Source organism: Streptomyces sp. GDS52 (assembly GCF_052246875.1).
GTDB lineage: Bacteria > Actinomycetota > Actinomycetes > Streptomycetales > Streptomycetaceae > Streptomyces > Streptomyces cathayae.
Map to the genome: position 1 here is coordinate 4223639 of NZ_CM125966.1, position 15082 is coordinate 4238720.

15 protein-coding genes are annotated in these 15082 nt (G+C 71.8%); 4 read left to right on the forward strand and 11 right to left on the reverse strand.

Annotation, left to right across the window (positions count from 1 at the left end; all coding sequences use genetic code 11):
- The first annotated feature begins 180 nt into the window (after window positions 1-180).
- Together ACTWJ9_RS19380 and ACTWJ9_RS19385 are read left to right on the forward strand one after the other, a co-directional pair.
- Window positions 181-693, forward strand: coding sequence for a YbaK/EbsC family protein (locus ACTWJ9_RS19380; RefSeq protein ID WP_279335497.1), 513 nt, complete (start codon window positions 181-183; stop codon window positions 691-693).
- Window positions 694-858: 165 nt separating this feature from the next.
- A complete protein-coding gene (locus ACTWJ9_RS19385) occupies window positions 859-1143 on the forward strand; it encodes a DUF1876 domain-containing protein (RefSeq protein WP_279335498.1) in 285 nt (94 codons plus the stop codon).
- A 15-nt stretch (window positions 1144-1158) separates the two neighbouring features.
- On the opposite strand, the gene ACTWJ9_RS19390 is transcribed toward ACTWJ9_RS19385, so the two are convergent.
- From ACTWJ9_RS19390 to ACTWJ9_RS19415, 6 genes are all read right to left on the reverse strand, one after another.
- Window positions 1159-2334 carry a serine hydrolase domain-containing protein gene (locus tag ACTWJ9_RS19390; RefSeq protein ID WP_443294506.1) on the reverse strand — a complete coding sequence of 392 codons (1176 nt, stop codon included), beginning with the start codon at window positions 2332-2334 and terminating at the stop codon, window positions 1159-1161.
- Between the two features lie 81 nt (window positions 2335-2415).
- On the reverse strand, window positions 2416-2871 hold the full coding sequence (locus ACTWJ9_RS19395) for an organic hydroperoxide resistance protein (protein WP_387041214.1): 456 nt from the start codon (window positions 2869-2871) through the stop codon (window positions 2416-2418).
- Window positions 2872-2990: 119 nt separating this feature from the next.
- Window positions 2991-3452 carry a MarR family winged helix-turn-helix transcriptional regulator gene (locus ACTWJ9_RS19400; protein ID WP_387041217.1) on the reverse strand — a complete coding sequence of 154 codons (462 nt, stop codon included), beginning with the start codon at window positions 3450-3452 and terminating at the stop codon, window positions 2991-2993.
- 10 nt (window positions 3453-3462) lie between these two features.
- Window positions 3463-4251 (reverse strand): energy-coupling factor ABC transporter ATP-binding protein, encoded by a 789-nt coding sequence (locus tag ACTWJ9_RS19405; RefSeq protein ID WP_443294507.1) that lies wholly within the window; start codon window positions 4249-4251, stop codon window positions 3463-3465.
- A gap of 11 nt (window positions 4252-4262) precedes the next feature.
- The gene (gene cbiQ / locus ACTWJ9_RS19410) at window positions 4263-5024 is read right to left on the reverse strand and encodes a cobalt ECF transporter T component CbiQ (protein WP_443294508.1); all 762 of its coding nucleotides are present in this window, start codon (window positions 5022-5024) and stop codon (window positions 4263-4265) included.
- Window position 5025: 1 nt separating this feature from the next.
- Window positions 5026-6120 carry an energy-coupling factor ABC transporter permease gene (locus tag ACTWJ9_RS19415; RefSeq protein ID WP_443294509.1) on the reverse strand — a complete coding sequence of 365 codons (1095 nt, stop codon included), beginning with the start codon at window positions 6118-6120 and terminating at the stop codon, window positions 5026-5028.
- A 168-nt stretch (window positions 6121-6288) separates the two neighbouring features.
- On the opposite strand from ACTWJ9_RS19415, the gene ACTWJ9_RS19420 reads away from it, so the two are divergent.
- On the forward strand, window positions 6289-6660 hold the full coding sequence (locus ACTWJ9_RS19420; protein ID WP_387041228.1) for an SsgA family sporulation/cell division regulator: 372 nt from the start codon (window positions 6289-6291) through the stop codon (window positions 6658-6660).
- A gap of 45 nt (window positions 6661-6705) precedes the next feature.
- Here ACTWJ9_RS19420 and ACTWJ9_RS19425 read toward each other — a convergent pair whose 3' ends face one another.
- Both ACTWJ9_RS19425 and ACTWJ9_RS19430 read right to left on the reverse strand, forming a co-directional pair.
- Window positions 6706-8382 (reverse strand): penicillin-binding transpeptidase domain-containing protein, encoded by a 1677-nt coding sequence (locus tag ACTWJ9_RS19425; protein ID WP_279335501.1) that lies wholly within the window; start codon window positions 8380-8382, stop codon window positions 6706-6708.
- A 154-nt stretch (window positions 8383-8536) separates the two neighbouring features.
- Window positions 8537-10186 (reverse strand): penicillin-binding transpeptidase domain-containing protein, encoded by a 1650-nt coding sequence (locus ACTWJ9_RS19430; protein WP_443294510.1) that lies wholly within the window; start codon window positions 10184-10186, stop codon window positions 8537-8539.
- 234 nt (window positions 10187-10420) lie between these two features.
- On the opposite strand from ACTWJ9_RS19430, the gene ACTWJ9_RS19435 reads away from it, so the two are divergent.
- On the forward strand, window positions 10421-11851 hold the full coding sequence (locus tag ACTWJ9_RS19435) for a S41 family peptidase (protein WP_279335503.1): 1431 nt from the start codon (window positions 10421-10423) through the stop codon (window positions 11849-11851).
- Between the two features lie 207 nt (window positions 11852-12058).
- On the opposite strand, the gene ACTWJ9_RS19440 is transcribed toward ACTWJ9_RS19435, so the two are convergent.
- The 3 genes from ACTWJ9_RS19440 to ACTWJ9_RS19450 all read right to left on the reverse strand — a co-directional run bounded on the left by ACTWJ9_RS19440 (window position 12059) and on the right by ACTWJ9_RS19450 (window position 14994).
- Window positions 12059-12415: a DUF805 domain-containing protein gene (locus ACTWJ9_RS19440; RefSeq protein ID WP_279335504.1), complete on the reverse strand. Its 357-nt coding sequence runs from the start codon at window positions 12413-12415 to the stop codon at window positions 12059-12061.
- 521 nt (window positions 12416-12936) lie between these two features.
- Window positions 12937-13116, reverse strand: coding sequence for a hypothetical protein (locus ACTWJ9_RS19445; RefSeq protein WP_279335505.1), 180 nt, complete (start codon window positions 13114-13116; stop codon window positions 12937-12939).
- Between the two features lie 96 nt (window positions 13117-13212).
- Entirely contained in the window at window positions 13213-14994 is a 1782-nt protein-coding gene (locus tag ACTWJ9_RS19450) for a dolichyl-phosphate-mannose--protein mannosyltransferase (protein ID WP_279335506.1), read from the reverse strand.
- Between the last annotated feature and the right edge of the window lie 88 nt (window positions 14995-15082).

Sequence of the window (15082 nt, forward strand, 5' to 3'; positions counted from 1 at the left end):
GGAGCCGACAGCCCTGCGGTCCCCCGTACCAGCCGGTGAGGGCCCCGTGGGGACGGGGAGCCCTCACCGGCTTCCCCGTTCCGTGCCCGCCGTGCCCGCCGCACCCGCCGTGCCCGCCGTGCCCGTCACCGGGACGAACCCGGTCGCCCGCCGTCCGCGCCGCCCGCTAGCGTGCCCCGCATGACGACAGCCGCCACTGACCACGAGGGCTCCGCCGCCCACCCCCGATTCGCCGAGGCCCTGCGGGAGATGGGGCTCTTGGAGGTGATCGGGCAGGTCCGGCGCTTCCCCGACGCCGCCCGTACCGCACCCGAGGCCGCCGCCGCGATCGGCTGCGAGCTCAGCCAGATCTGCAAGTCGCTGATCTTCGCTGTCGATGACGTGCCCGTACTGGTCCTGATGGACGGCGCCTCCCGGGTGGACCTGGAACGGGTCCGGCAGGAACTCGGCGCGCAGAAGGTCACCCGCGCGAAGGCGGACGTCGTACGGGAGACCACCGGGTACGCCATCGGCGGCGTGCCGCCCTTCGGACACCGCACCACGACCCGCGTCCTCGCCGACCGCTCCCTGCTCGACCACGACCTCGTGTGGGCCGCGGCCGGCACCCCGTACACCGTCTTCCCGATGGAACCCAGGACGCTGATCGCCCACGCCGGCGGCATCCTGGCGGACGTGCGCGAGCGCTCCGAGTGACCCCCCGAACGCTTTGGTGCTCCGCGGATCGCCGCGGCCGGGCTGCTGGTCGTCGGGATCGGGCTGATGCTGCGCGCCGGGTAGTGGTGGCGGGCCGGGTCCGATGGGGTGCGGGCGGGCGGGAGGAGGGGCACCCTGGAAGCAGGACTTCCGGAGGTGACCGTCATGACGAGCACGATGCGCACCACGGTCGGGTGGCACGTCGAGATGGAGTTCATGGAGGACGACCAGCACACGCGCGCGGCGGCGCTGCTCCGACTGCCCGACGGGACCGAGGTACGGGCCCACGGGCACGCGAGCCGGCACCACGTCGACGCGAACCAGCCCAGGGTCGGGGAGGAGGTCGCCGGCGCACGCGCGTTGAACGAACTCGCGATGCAACTGCTGACCAAGGCGCACGACGAGATCGACGAAGTGTCCGGCCGGACCTCGCACCCGATCCACGTGTGAGCGACGCGGGGTGAGCTAGCCGGCCAGGGCCGAGCGCACCGCCCGTACCAGGGCCTGGGCGCGGGGATCGGAGGTCACCGTCGTGCGGAAGCCGTTGGTGACGTAACCGAAGGCGACGCCCGACTCCGGGTCGGCGAAGCCCAGGGAGCCGCCGCGGCCGGGGTGGCCGAAGGAGCCCGGGGCCAGGAACGGCGACGCGCCGCCGTGCAGCATGTAGCCGAGGCCGAAGCGGGTGTCGACGATCAGGACGCGGTCCGGGCCCGCCGACCCCTCGGCGCGGGCGCGTTCGACGGTGGCCGTCTCGAAGAGGCGTACGCCGTCGACCCGGCCGATTAGCGAGGCGTAGAAGCGGGCGAGTCCGTCCGCCGTCGCGATGCCGTTGGCGGCGGGCTGGGCCACCGCGCGAAACGCCGGGTCGTTCGGGTCCGGGGACGGGCTGATCGCGGCGAAGGCCCGGCGGGTGACGGAGGCGGGGTCGTCGTAGGCCGCGGTGACCGAGCGCTTGGGGCGGGCGCGGAGCGCGCCGGACGGCTCGGGCCCCTCGACCGGGCCGACCCGCCCCACCCGGTGGGCCTCCGCACCGGGCAGTCCCAGCCAGAGGTCGAGCCCCAGCGGAGCGGCGATCCGGTCCGCGATCCACTCGCCGGCTCCCTGTCCCGTCACGCGCCGGACCAGTCCGTCGAGCAGCCAGCCGTAGGTGAGGGCGTGGTAGCCGTGGTCGGTGCCCGGCTCCCACAGGGGCGCCTGGGCGGCGACCGCCTCGGCGCCCCGCAGCGGGTCGAGCGCCTCCGCCGGGGTGAGCGGGCGGTCGAGGAGCGGGAGCCCGGCCCGGTGGTTCAGCAGGTGCCGGACCCGTACCCGCTCCTTGCCGTGGGCCTTGAACTCCGGCCAGTGGTGGCCGACCGGTGCGTCCAGGTCCAGTTCGCCGTACTGGTGCAGCAGCAGGGGGACGGCGGCGGCGACGCCCTTGGTCGCCGAGCGCACGACCTGGGCCGTGTCCCGCCGCCAGGGCTCGGTGCCGTCGGTGCCGTTGACGTCCTTGACCCCGGCCCACAGGTCGACGACCCGGCGCCCGTCCCGGTAGACGGCGACGGCGGCGCCCCGGTCCCCGAGGTGCTCGAAGTTCCGTGTGAATGCTTCCCGGACCGGCTCGAAGCCCTCGGTCACTGTGCCGTGCACCTCGACGCCCATGTCCGCCTGTCCTCTCGGTTCACCTCTGACATGGGGTGCAACAGCGGCCGTCCGCCTGTGATTCCTTGGGAGGAGCCTGGGTCAGCCCAGCACGATCGTCACATCGATGTTGCCGCGGGTGGCGTTGGAGTACGGGCAGACCGCGTGGGCCGCGTCCACCAGCCCGGCCGCGAGGTCGGCGTCCAGGACCGGGAGGGAGACGCTCAGGGCGACCGCGAGCCCGTAGCCGCGCTGCTTGTTGGGGCCGATGCCGACCTTCGCGGCGACGGTGGAGCCGGTGAGGTCGTAGCCGGCCCGGTTGCCCACCAGGATCAGGGCGTTGTGGAAGCAGGAGCTGAAGCCGGCCGCGAACAGCTGCTCGGGGTTGGTGCCGTTGCCGTCGCCACCCAGGGCGGGAGGCATCGCGACCTTCAGGTCCAAGTAGCCGTCCTGGCTGGTGACATAGCCGTTCCGGCCGCCGTGCGCGGTGGCCTCGGCGACATACATGATCTTCGTCGGACGGGTGTCGGTGGCGGCGACAGCGGTGCCCTCGGTCATGGCTGGACCTTCCCGGAATCAAGTGTGCGCAAATACATCGTGCACAAGGTACTGGTGGGTAGTAACTTGCCGCCACCAGGGGGGAGGAACTACGGGTAACGTGCGGTCGGTGCGTGTGGTCAGTCCGAGCGCTCCGCTGCCGCGTCCGCCCTCCGGGCCAACTGCCACAGCTCCTCGCGCAGCCTTGCCACCTCGGCACCCGTGAGCCCGGTCGTCGTGAGCAGCGCACCGGGTACCAGCGCCGCCCGCTCCCGCAGCTCCTCCCCGCGCCCGGTGCACGCGATCAGCACCGAGCGCTCGTCGTGCGTCGCCCGTTCCCGGCGGACCAGGCCCGCGCCCTCCAGCCGTTTCAGCAGCGGCGACATCGTGCCGTAGTCGAGGCGCAGGGCCGACGCCAGCTCCTTGACCGTCGTCTCCCCCCGCTCCCACAGCACCAGCAGCACCAGATACTGCGGGTAGGTCAGCCCGAGCTCGTCGAGAAGCGGGCGGTACGCGGCCGTCACCGCGCGCTGGGCGGCGTACAACGCGAAGCACAACTGCTCGTCCAGCAGCAGGGAGCCCTCGGTCTCCTCGTTCGTCACACGCCCATTGTCACGGACGGCCGGGCGCGCCGGGCGCGGCCGGTACCGATCGGGGGTCGAAGCCGTACGGCAGTTCCAGGCGGTGCGCGCGCATCAGGGCGTCGTCGGCGAGCAGGTCGGCGGTGGGGCCGTCCGCAACGATCACCCCGTCGCTGAGGATCAACGAGCGCGGGCACAGCTCCAGGGCGTACGGCAGATCGTGGGTGACCATCAGGACGGTCACGTCCAGCGAGCGCAGGACGTCGGCGAGTTCGCGGCGGGAGGCGGGGTCCAGGTTGGAGGACGGCTCGTCCAGGACCAGGATCTCCGGCTCCGTCGCCAGCACCGTCGCCACGGCCACCCGCCGCCGCTGGCCGAAGGAGAGATGGTGCGGGGGCCGGGCCTCGAAGGCGGCCATGCCGACCCGGGCCAGCGCCCGGTCCACCCGTTCCTCCAGCTCCGGGCCCCTGAGCCCGGCCGCCGCCGGACCGAACGCCACGTCCTCCCGCACGGTCGGCATGAACAGCTGGTCGTCCGGGTCCTGGAAGACGATGCCGACCCGGCGCCGGATCTCGGCCATGTGCCGCTTGCCGACGGGCAGCCCGGCGACGGTGACCGTGCCGGTGCCGCCGGACAGGATGCCGTTGAGGTGCAGGACCAGGGTCGTCTTGCCGGCGCCGTTGGGACCGAGCAGCGCGACCCGCTCGCCGCGCGCGAGGGAGAAGTCGACGCCGAACAGGGCCTGTCGGCCGTCCGGATAGGCGAAGGCGAGGCCGGAGACCTCGAGGGAAGCCGTCACTGCACCCGTATCAGCACTCATCACGACTCCCGTCACAGCACCCGGCCCAGCACGCAGACGACGAGGGCTGCGGCCGGGAGGGACAGCGCGTAGGACCACTGCGACCGGTCCACGGCCACCTCGTCGACGAGCGGCATCGCACCGGAGTAGCCGCGGCTGAGCATGGCCAGGTGCACCCGCTCGCCGCGTTCGTAGGAGCGGATGAACAGCGCGCCCGCAGACTTCGCCAGCACACCCCAGTGCCGGACACCGCGCGCCTCGAAGCCGCGCGACTCACGGGCGATCCGCATGCGCCGCATCTCGTCGGCGATCACGTCGCCGTAGCGGATCATGAACGAGGCGATCTGCACCAGCAGCGGCGGGAGCCTCAGACGTTGCAGGCCCAGCAGCAGCTCGCGCAGTTCGGTCGTGGCGGCCAGCAGGACGGAGGCGGCGACGCCCAGGGTGCCCTTGGCCAGCACGTTCCAGGCACCCCACAGTCCGTTCACGCTCAGGGACAACCCGAGGACGTCGACCCGCTCGCCCTCGGCCACGAACGGCATGAGCACCGCGAAGGCGACGAACGGCACCTCGATCAGCAGCCGCCCCAGGACGAACCCGGCCGGGACCCGGGCCGCGTACGCGACGAGGCCCAGCAGTACCGCGTACGCCCCGAACGCCCACAGGGCCTCGCGCGAAGTGGCCACCACGATCAGCACGAAGGCGAGGACCGCGGTGAGCTTGGTGTGCGGCGGCAGGACGTGCACGGGGGAGTGTCCGTGCCGGTACAGCCGGTGGGTGTGGCCGCCGCTCATGTCAGACGTTGGTCTCGGTGTTCGTGGGCGTGTTCGTGGGCGTGTCCGTCGGCGAGGACGCGTCCGTCCCGTGGCCCGTGCGGCGCCTGCGGGCCACCCAGAAGACCCCGGTGCCCGCGACGACCGTGACACCGACGCCGATCACGCCCGCGAGGCCGCCGGAGAGCCGGACGTTCTCGACGTCCTTGACGCCGTAGTCGGCGAGCGGGGAGCCGGCGGCGTCGTGCTCCTCGGCCTTCTCGTCGATGCCGTGGTCGGCGGCGACCCGCTCCAGGCCGTCCGGATCGGCGGAGGCGTAGAAGCTGACGCCTCCGGCGAGGACCAGCGAGGCGACCAGACCGGCGATCCAGACCCCGCGCGGGGACCGGGCGGCGGCCGAGGCAGGGGACGGCTCGGGCTCCGGGGCGTCGACCAGCTCGCCGTGCACCCGCAACTTGAGCCTCTGCCCCAGTCCGCGCGCCCCGTACACCAGGTCCGGGCGGACGGTGAGGACGGCGCCGACGGTCAGGGCCGTGATCACGGCCTCGCCGAGGCCGATCAGGAGGTGGACGCCCACCATGGCGGTGGCGACCTTGCCGATCGCGACGTCCGTGGTGCCGCCGATCGCGTAGATCAGGGTGAAGGCGAGCGCGGAGGCCGGGACCGAGACCAGGGCGGCGACGAAGGACGCCGCGGTCACCGACCGGCGGGTGCGCGGCAGCACCTTCACCAGCCCGCGGAACAGCGCGTACGCGACGACCGTCGTGACGAGCGCCATGCAGGTGATGTTCACGCCGAGCGCGGTCAGGCCTCCGTCGGCGAAGAGGACGGCCTGCATCAGCAGGACGACCGAGACGCACAACACCCCCGTACAGGGGCCCACGAGTATCGCGGCCAGCGCGCCGCCGAGCAGATGGCCGCTGGTGCCTCCCGCCACCGGGAAGTTCAACATCTGCACGGCGAAGATGAACGCCGCCACCAGCCCCGCCAGCGGTGCCGCCCGTTCGTTCCCGAGTTCACGGCGCGCGCCGCGCAGGCTCACGGCCACGGCGCCGGCGGCGACCGCGGCGGTGGTGGCGGACACGGGGGCGTTGATGAATCCGTCAGGGACATGCACTGTTCGATGATGCTCGCTCTTGCAACTTGCTCGCAAGAGCGAGGGAGTGGCCTTGGCGCATTCGTGACCGGCCCCGCACGGAGAGTGGGATTCCGGAATGTGTGCGACATTGGGGATGCGGGCGGGTATACGGCTTTCGTACAGGTAGAGCACCGTGAGGGGCCACCCATGAACGCAGTCGAGCAGTACGCACGCGCGCAGATCGTCACGGACGCGGACGCCCCGCAGGCCGCGGACCGCGGGGCGGTGCCCGTGACGCTGTGCTACGACGCCGAGCGCGCCCCCCGCACCGTGACGGTGCGGATGCCCGGCCCCGGGAACCACGAGTGGACCGTCCCCCGCGCGCTGCTCGAAGAAGGGCTGCGCACTCCCGTGGGAAGCGGCGACGTGCGGGTGTGGCCGTGCGGCCGGGTGCAGACCGTCGTGGAGTTCCACTCCGCGCAGGGGGTGTCGGTGGTGCAGTTCGAGACGAAGGCCCTGACGCGGTTCCTGCGGCGTACGTACACGGCAGTGGCGGCCACCGCGCCGGTCCCGCACTGACCGCGCCGGCGGGCGGCGGCCGGTGAACCGCCGCCCGCGTCCGGGTCAGCCGTCGCCGAGCTTCAGCAGGCTCGCCACGATCGGGCCCGCCGTCTTGCCGCCGTGGCCGGCCGCCTGCACGACCCCCGCCGCCGCCAGGTCCCCGCGGTACGCGGTGAACCAGCCGTTGGGCTTCTTCTGACCGTCGACCTCGGCCGACCCGGTCTTCGCGCCCTTGTCACCGCTCACCCCGGCCATCGCCGTCGCCGCCGTGCCGCTGGTCGCCGTGTACGACATCAACTCCCGCAGCTGCGACAGCGTCTGCGGCGACATGGTGCGCGAGGCCGTGGCCAGCGTGCGGTTGTCCACCTCCGGCGCCACCAGGTACGGCTGGTGGAACACGCCCGCCTTGACGGTCGCCGACACCGACGCCATGTTCAGCGGGTTCATCCGCACCCCGCCCTGACCGATCAGGGAGGCCGCCATGGGGGCGTCCTTCTGCACCGGCACCGCGCCGTCGAAGGACGACACCCCGACCTGCCAGTCGTCCTTCGCGAGCCCGAAGACCTGCTGCGCCTGCTTGGTCAGGTCGTCGTCCGTCAACTCGGGCGCCTGGCTGATGAAGGCGGTGTTGCAGGAGGCGCCGAAGCTGTCCCGGAACGTTCCGCCCTTGATGTCGAACTTGTCGAGGTTCTGGAACTTCCAGCCGCCGTAGCTGAAGTACTTCGGGCACGGGTGCTTCTCGTCGATGGACGCGAGGCCCTTCTCGATCAGCATCGAGGCGGTGAGCACCTTGAACGTCGAGCCGGGGGCCAGTGACCCCTGGAGGGCGGTGTTGAAGCCGCGCGAGGCGTTCGCGGCGGCGAGGATCTCACCGGTCGACGCCCGCAGCACCACCACCGACGACCTGGCCTTCTTGGCCACCTGCTCCTCGGCCGCGGCCTGGAGCTTCGGGTCCAGCGTGGTCCGCACCGTGCCGGGAGTGCCCTTGCTCAGCTCCAGCACGGTCCTGTCGGAGGCCTCCGCCTTCTTGGACTCCTCGCCGCGGACCACACGCAGTTCGATGCCGGCCTCGCCGCCCGCCGACTTGCCGTACTTCTCGCGCAGCCCGTCCAGGACCAGCCCGATGGACGGATAGGCGGCGGTGGTCAGTTCGCCGCCGTCCCGGTCCAGCGCCTTGACCGGCGGGGTGCCCGCCTCCCCGGTGACCAGCCGGTCGCCGTCCTTGAGGTCGGGGTGCACGACGGAGGGCGCCCACGCGACCTGCGGTTCGCCGTCCCCGGCCCGGCGTACGACGGTCAGCGCGCTGTCGTAGGCGAGCGGCTCGGTGAAGTCCCCGTACGCCACCGTGCCCTTGACGGAGAACGGGACCTTGTCGCCGGTACGGGTGCCGGCGGTGAGGGTGACGTCCTCGACGCGGGCGTCCTTGGTGTAGCCGGTGAGCAGGGCGGTGGCCGCCTCCGGGTCGTCGGTGGCCTCGGCGGCCTCGCTCACCTTGCCCTGCTGCCAGGCGGTGAGGAAACGCTCGGCCGCGTCGGTGACCTCGGCGGCGGACAGCGGGCCGGTCCTGGCCTCCTCGGCCTGCTGGGCGGAGGACGTCCGGGTGCCGTCCCCGTCCTCGCCCCCACCCCCGAACAACGCGTAGGCGCCGAGCCCGGCACCGCCGACGACGACGGCGATCACCCCGCCGAGCACGGCGGGCGGGGTCTTCCGTCGCTCGGCGACGCGCTTTCTGTTGCCCACTGCTTGTCCGATCCTCCGCAAAAAACTCCGCCGGGCTCCCCCGATACCCGTACGCTGCCCTCGTGGCGTTCCTCCGCCATGGCTCTCACCCGCCATGGCGCTCACATGCCAACGACGGCCACCAGCCTAGAGTCCCCCCGCCCGCGCCTCGTGCTCAGCCACCTGCTCGTAGCACGGCTGCGACAATCGGACCGGCCGCGTCGCCGCCGTGGCCGCCCTGCTGGGCCATGGCCGCCGCCGCCACGTCGTTCCGGAAGCCGGTGAACCAGCTGTCGGAGGTGGCGTTGCCGTCGACCTCGGCGGAGCCGGTCTTCGCGCCGATGTCGCCGCCGAGCCCGGCCATGGCCTCCTGGGCGGTGCCCTGGGTGGCGGTGAGCCGCATCATCTGCTTCAACTGGGCGGCGGTGCCCGCCGGAAGGCCCTTCGCCTGCGCCAACTGCCGGCCGTCGAGCTCCGGGGAGACCAGGTACGGCTGGCGGAAGGCGCCGGTGATCGCGGTCGCCGTCACCGACGCCATGTTCAGCGGGTTCAGCTGCACCTGGCCCTGGCCTATGGCGTCGGCGGCACGGTCCGGACCCGCGACGGCGGGAACACTGCCGTCGAAGGAGACGATGCCGGTCTTCCAGTCGTCCCGGCCCAGCCCGAACCGCTCCTGGGTCTCCTGGGTGAGCGAGGCGTCCGTGAGCGGGTCCTCGTCGATGAGCTTGATGAAGGCCGTGTTGCAGGAACGCAGGAAGCTGTCGGCCAGGGTGGCGTTCTCGTTCGGGTCCATGCCGGTGAGGTTCTTGAACGTCTGGCTCTGCCAGGTGGCGGTGGGCGGGCAGGGAGCCGGGCCGTTCATCGAGGCCACGCCGTTGTCGATGAGCATGGCCGCGGTGACGATCTTCATGGTCGAACCGGGGGCGACCCGGCCCTGGAACGCCGCGTTGAACCCGTCCTCGCGGTGGTTGGCGACCGCCAGCACCTCGCCGCTGCTCGGCCGCACCGCCACCACCGACGACTCGGCGAACCCCTTCACCGCCTTCTCGGCCGCGGCCTGCACCCCCGCGCTGAGCGTCGTACGCAGCCGGCCGGGCTTGCCCTTGGCGAGAGTCAGCAGCGTCGTGTCGCCGGCGCCCTCGCCCGCGGTCCCGTCGGCGTGCCGGATCACCAGCTCGACGCCGGGGGTGCCGCCCGCCTCGTCGCCGTACTTCTCGCGCAGGGTGTCCAGGATCGGGCCGAGGGAGGGGTACTCCTCCTCGGTCAGCACCGTGCCGTCCCGGTCCACGGCCTCGATCGGCGGCTGCGCCGCCTCCCCGGTGACCAGGGTGTCGCCGTCCTTCAGATCCGGGTGGACCACGGACGGCTGCCAGTCGACCAGCGCACGCCCGGTGGTCTCCCCGCGCACGACGGTCAACTCACTCTTGTAGCTGAGGGGTTCGGACTTCCCGTCGTAGGAGACGGTCGCCTTCACCCGGAACGGCACGGTGGTGCCGGTGGCCGTGCCCGGGGTGATCTCGACATCGGCCAGATGGGCGTCCTCGCCGTAGGCAGCCAGTAACGGGCCCGCCTCCCCGGCGTTGTTCGTGTACGACGCGGCCTGCTCGGCCTGCGCCTTCTCCCAGGCCGCGAAGAACGCCCCGCTCGCCTTCGCGACCTCCTCCTTGTCCGGCGGCCCGGACTTCTTGGGCACGGCCGCGTCCGGACCGCCGCCGCCCCCGCCGCCGTTCACCGCCGACACGATGTTGTAGACCCCGTACCCGGCCCCACCCACCATGACCGCGAACACACCACCGATGACGGTGGCCTTGACCCCCTTGCCCATCGGGCTTGTCCCCTCCCCGCCGGACCCCCCACGCCTTCTGAACGTGTTCAGGACGTTCGGCGAGTGAGCACTCTATGCGTAAGGAGTGACGACCGGGACGGCTGTTTCCGATTGTTGTCCGAACGGAGACGGGTGGTCAGGAGGCCTGAGTCAGTCGCCCACCTTCTCCAGCCCGACACCCTCCGGTGCCCGGTTGACCGCAACGCTCACAAGGCCTGCGGTACGTTCGCGCTCATGGCGTGGAGACGATGGCTGCTGGTGGGGCTCGCCGCGGTGCTGACCGCCTGCTCGGGTCCGGACCGCACCCCCGGCGACCGGAACGCGGCGATCGAGGGGACATGGCAGAGCGCCGGGTACGGCTACGTCTTCGACATCGCCCGGGACGGTGCGGGAAGGACCCGGCTCACCTCCTACGACCGGACGGCGGGGAGCTGCCTCGGCGGGGACTCGTCGGCATCGGTGGGCCGTGAGGGTGACGCGACGTCCTTCGGTGAGGACGGTGAGGTCGAGCTGCTCGTCCACCGGCAGGGAGACCGGCTGATCGTGCGGGAACCGGGGTCGGCCGGGCAGATCCACATGAACCGGCTCACGGAGCTGCCCGACTGCCCGTCCGACATCCCGAAGGACGCGGCCGACCGCCGGCTGCAGACCTTCGACGTCTTCTGGCAGAACCTCGTCGAGAACTACCCGCCCTACCCGCACCGGAAGCTCGACACGGCGCGCAGGGAGCGCGACCGGGCCGCCCTCGCCGAGCACAACACCGACCGGACGCTCGGCGAGCTGCTGGGCGACACGGTCCGCGAACTCGGCGACATGCACACCGGCATCGAGGGGGAGGACCTCAGCCTCTACGGCAGACGGCCGGGCACGCGCGAATCCGACGACGTGGACACCGACGCCCTCCGGTCCGCGGCCGAAGCGAGGCTGGGCAAGCGGCTCACCCCCGTCATCGACGACGAGGTGGAGTACGCCTCCGGGCTGCCGGACGGTCCGGGATACCTGCGCATCACCCAGTTCGACGACTTCGCGGACGAGTCGTACGACGCCGACCGGAAGAAGTTCGAACAGGCCCTGGACACGGTGTTCGCCGTCGCGGAGCGGGACGGCTGGCGCGGCCTCGTGCTCGATCTGCGCCTCAACGACGGCGGTTTCGACGAGCTCGGCATCGCCCTCGCCTCCCGGCTGACGGACAAGCCCCACTTCGCGTTCCAGAAGCGGGCCCGCGACACGCAGGCGGCCTCCGGGTTCACGCCGTACGAGAAGCTGCGGGTGCCGCCCAGCACCCGCCCCGGCTTCCACGGGCCGATCGCGCTGCTGGTCAGCGACCTCACGGTGAGCGCGGGCGAGACGGCGGTCATGGCGCTGCTGAACCGCTCGCCGAAGCCCACCTTGATCGGCCGCCCGACGCAGGGCATCTTCTCGGACCAGCTCTCGCGGACCCTGCCCGGCGACTGGTACCTCGACCTCAGCAACGAGGACTACCGGGACGCGGCCGGGCAGAGCTTCGAGGGCCGGGGCATCCCGGTGCCGCGGGAGTTCCGCACCCCCGTCTTCACGGCCACCGAGCTCGCACACCACTGCGACTCGGCCGTCGCCCGCGCCCTCGACCACCTCGCCGACAACCCACCGGGAACGACGAAGCCGTGCCCGCGCGGATCCACCTGACATCGACGAGGCCGAACAGCGACACACCACAGCGCCCCCGGACGACCGTCGGGCCAGCCGACGACAGCAGAGGGGAGCCCGCTGGAAGTGGGCCGGCTGTGCCCCGGGCGGTCCGCGGGGCCGGCGGTAACCGCGAAAGAGCCCCGGCCGAGGCCGGGGCTCTTTCGCGGTTACCGGTTTCGCTGACCTGTTCCAGCGCGACTGATATCAGAATTTCGCCAAGGGCTCCTTCGGGTTCGCGCCGTACTTGTTCTCCCCCGGCGTGCCCTCGGTGGCCAGGAACACCAGCATCACGATGAAGCCGACGAGAGGGATGAGCGCGATGAAGATCCACCAGCCGGAGCGGTTGGTGTCGTGCAGGCGGCGGACCGTCACAGCGAGAGTCGGCAGCAGGACCGCGATGGCGTAGATGGGCTGCAGTACCTGGATTCCGATGGCGGCGTCCACAGCGGTGAGCACGATGGAGACGATCACGCTGAACAGCGTGAACATCCAGTACTCCTTGCGGCGCGCCCGTCCGTTGAACACCGCGTACTTCTTGAGGACCTCGATGTACCAGTTCATGGCGTCCCCCCTGGGATCGACGTTGTCTGTCCGGCTGGATCAGGACAGCCGCAGAACGTTTACACGTGGAAAGGGGCATGTCAATACACGCGATCGCGCTGCTCACGAGACGTGTGGGGTCGGCTCGGGCGCCGCGCACCCTGACCACTAACCGGCCATTTCGGGGCAGGTGCGGAGAACAGTATCGGGGGTTCTCCGAGCGGGCCCGAACTTTTCCGGCGCCGACTCCCGTCCGTCATCGAACCGAAGGCGATCCGTTGCCTGGGTTATACCGTTCCGGCATGGAAGCGATGGCCGATCGTTGCCCGAAACGGGGGGGGAACGGGGCGGCCGGAGGCGCAGCACCCCCTTGCCTCAGCCCCCCCTTGCCGCATCGACACAGGGCCTGCCGGGCCTCGCGTCGATGCTCCACTGAGAGGCGCTCCCCCGCTTCCCCCAGGCGTCCCCGACAGCGCGAAGAGTCCTCCTCTGGTCTGAGGCAACGCGGACCAGAGGGAGCGAGGGCGATCTCCTGGTGGCGATCACGCCATCCCGGTGTCGTCCGCCTGCTCGCCCTCCGCCTGGGACGGCTCGGTCCTGGGGACGTCCGGGTGCGCGGCCGCGCGCTCGGCGGGATCGTCCCGCTCGCCCTCGGCCTGCGAGGGCGTGTGGGAGTACAGCCACGGTTCGTAGGCCGAGTCTGCGGTGTCTCCGGTTTTCATGACAGGCCTCCTCGGTCGCCTGCCTTCCATCCTCCCCCGCTCCTGCGCGGACCGCAGCAGAGCCAGGGCCGTGCCCTCGTGCCGTGTCCGCCCCGGCTAGACCCAGGTGTCCAGCCACATCCGCGCACGCCAGTCGTCGATCGGGATGGAGGTGCCGGTGTAGATGGGCCAGAAGTAGATGAAGTTCCAGGCGATCAGGAGGACCAGGACGCCGGCCGCCGTCGCGCCCGCGACCCTGCGGGTGTCGTGGGAGCGGGGCGGGCCGACGAGGGCGCCCAGGAGCATCGCCACCGCCAGGCACAGGAAGGGGAGGAAGACGATGGAGTAGAAGAAGAAGATGGTGCGCTCCTGGTACAGGAACCACGGCAGATAGCCGGCCGCGACGCCGCAGGCGATGGCGCCCGCCCGCCAGTCACGGCGGAAGAACCAGCGCCACAGGACGTAGAGGAGCGCGAAGCAGGCCACCCACCACAGCATGGGCGTGCCCAGGGCCAGCACCTCGCGGGCGCACTTCTCGGCCGCGTCGGCCGGGCAGCCGTCCCTGCCGGGTGCCGGGGACTCGTAGAAGTAGGAGACCGGGCGGCCGGTGACGATCCAGCTCCACGGGTTGGACTCGTAGGGGTGCGGTGAGGACAGGCCGACGTGGAAGTCGTACACCTGGTTCTCGTAGTGCCAGAAGCTGCGCCACCAGTCGGGGAACAGCCAGGACCAGCTGCTGTCCTTGCCGTCGGTCGCCGCCCAGTCGCGGTAGTAGCCGCCGCTGCCGTCGTCCGCGGAGAGGAACCAGCCGAGCCACGAGGCGACGTACGTCGCGAGCGCGACCGGGACGGTGGAGAGGAACGCCCAGCCCAGGTCGCGCCGCACCACCGCCCGGTAGGGGTGACGGGCGCCGGCGGTCCGGCGCGCGCCGACGTCCCACAGCACCGCCATCACGCAGAGCGCGGCCATGACGTACAGCGCGTTCCACTTCGTGGCGAACGCCAGGCCCAGCATCAGCCCCGCCGCCAGCCGCCAGGGCCGCAGGCCCAGCCGGGTGTTCTCGGCGACGTCCGGGTCCGGCAGGGTCCGGCCGTCGGGGCCCACGGGCAGCGCGGCGGCGAGCCGCGCCCTGGCCCGGTCCCGGTCGACGAGCAGGCACCCGAAGGCCGCGAGCACGAAGAACATCAGCACCCCGTCGAGCAGCGCGGTGCGGCTCATCACGAAGTGCAGCCCGTCCACCGCCATCAGCGCGCCCGCGAGGCAGCCCAGGAACGTGGAACGGAACAGGCGCCGGCCGATACGGCACAGCATCAGGACGGAGAGTGTCCCGAGCAGCGCCGTCATGAACCGCCAGCCGAACGGGTCGAACCCGAACATCAGCTCGCCCAGCCCGATGACGTACTTGCCGACCGGCGGATGCACGACGTACGCCGCTTCGACCGGGATCGGGACGTCCCCGCCCTTGGAGAGGATCAGGTCGTTGGCGTTCTTGTCCCAGTTGACCTCGAAACCGCGGTGGACGAGCGCCCAGGCGTCCTTGGCGTAGTACGTCTCGTCGAATATCACCGCCTTGGGGCTGCCCAGGTTCCAGAACCGCAGCACTCCCGCGAACAGGGTGACCAGCAGCGGGCCGCCCCACGCCGACCAGCGGACGATCCGGTCGGCGAGCACCGGCGGCACCCCGAGCGTGCTCCACAGCCTGCCGGACGGCTCGGTGTACGGCGGGACCAGGCGGTCACGGATGCCGGGAGCCCCGGGAGCCCCGGGAACCTCGGGGGCACTGCCCCAGGTCCCCGTCGCCGGGTGGCCGAAGCGGCGCAGCCGCTGCTGCCACGACGGTTGCCGCTCCTGTGGCGACTGCTCCTGCCGGATGTCCGTGGAGGACGCGGTACTGGTCACCGCGCCATCGTAGGGAACAGCGCTGTGGGAGTCCCGCGCATGGGCGGTATGCCCGGCTCTCCTTCGGTTCCGCCCCTGGCCGCAACCT